The following is a 1,219-nucleotide window of genomic DNA, read 5'->3' on the forward strand; positions in this document are numbered from 1 at the left end:
AAAAACCAAATGATACTCCAAAAACCTTGGCAAATGGTAAATAATAGTTTCTGAGTTTTTCCTCAATAGTTGCTTTTAAGTTTTCAGAAATCAATCTATAGGATTTTAATTACTACTAACGGTCTCTGCTAAGAAACGTAGGGCTTTCGAAGCGATTCACTGTCCACCGAAACCGAAGTTTGGTAAGTGATGAAATCGTTCGGAAAGCCTTATCTGCCCTATGTTTTCTTAGCCATTGTTAGGCATTGTTATTCTTCGCTTCCCCCTTCATTCGAAGTATATGATTTTAAGATGTAATCATTTTGTGTTTTTGACAATTTATCTCTCTGCTCCAGACTTTCTAATGCAGCTAATATTTCAGATTCTTTGTATTCTTTTTCTTTTTGTGTTGACAAAATAATATTAACCAACTTGTCCCGCGATTCTTTCTTGTTTTTCTGAAGAATCGAAAAAATTATCTCTTCTAAGTATTCTTTCCTGTCTAGGCTTGAGTCACCAGATGAGGGAACATTGTAGAATCTATTCTGCATAGCTTCCACATTACTTTTCATTAATCCAAAAGTATCTGTATATAATTTATCAAAGAGGTTTTCAATTTTCTTTGTATTTCCATCAATAGCTTGTGCAACTTTTTGAATGTCCTTATTCGAATTATCACTCCATTTATAAAAAACAATTGAAAGTATTATAGCAAGAATGGCCAAAATTATTGATGTCAATGAAGCTATAAAAGCTACGATATCCATAGTGTTCATTATTTCTTCTCCATTCATCACTTAAAATTTTTATGTAACCAATCAAGACCACGCTTAGTAAATCCTTTGCTCCACCAACTATTACCAACTGAAAAAACAATTATTTTATCATCATCATCGATGAATTCGGATAAGTGCTTTAATATTTCAGATGCTTTTTTGTCAGACTTTATGAACCAAGTTGAGTCTAAATGATGCCACCAATATCCATAACTCTTGATAGCTTCATGCAACCCATCATAATCCTGGTCAGGTCCGATTAGATCATAACTTATGCAGTAAGTATTTTTCATTTTAATATTTTATTTGTCTTCTTCTCTGTGTTTTATTTTTAATAATGCCTAACGCCTAGATAAAATACGTGCTGGCCTAAAAGCCAGTAATCGTGTCCACCGGACACGAAAACCGTAAGTTACCAAATGCCTTCCAGTCCCACTATGCCCAGCATGGGTTTTATTTTTTGT

2 protein-coding genes are annotated in these 1,219 nt (G+C 33.5%); both read right to left on the minus strand.

What is annotated here, in order from left to right; genetic code table 11:
• Nucleotides 1-248: 248 nt before the first annotated feature.
• Entirely contained in the window at nt 249-773 is a 525-nt protein-coding gene (locus tag AAG747_RS29165; RefSeq protein WP_346824796.1) for a hypothetical protein, read from the minus strand.
• Nucleotides 773-1,048: a CRISPR-associated protein Cas2 gene (locus tag AAG747_RS29170; RefSeq protein ID WP_346824797.1), complete on the minus strand. Its 276-nt coding sequence runs from the start codon at nt 1,046-1,048 to the stop codon at nt 773-775. The genes AAG747_RS29165 and AAG747_RS29170 overlap by 1 nt, the downstream gene beginning before the upstream one ends.
• Between the last annotated feature and the right edge of the window lie 171 nt (nt 1,049-1,219).

This window comes from Rapidithrix thailandica (assembly GCF_039710355.1).
Lineage (GTDB): Bacteria > Bacteroidota > Bacteroidia > Cytophagales > Flammeovirgaceae > Rapidithrix > Rapidithrix thailandica.

What these genes read in the sequence shown, in the direction of transcription:
- AAG747_RS29165 (WP_346824796.1), bottom strand. Translation starts at nt 773, where the DNA reads ATGAATGGAGAAGAAATAATGAACACTATGGATATCGTAGCTTTTATA.
- AAG747_RS29170 (WP_346824797.1), bottom strand. Translation starts at nt 1,048, where the DNA reads ATGAAAAATACTTACTGCATAAGTTATGATCTAATCGGACCTGACCAG.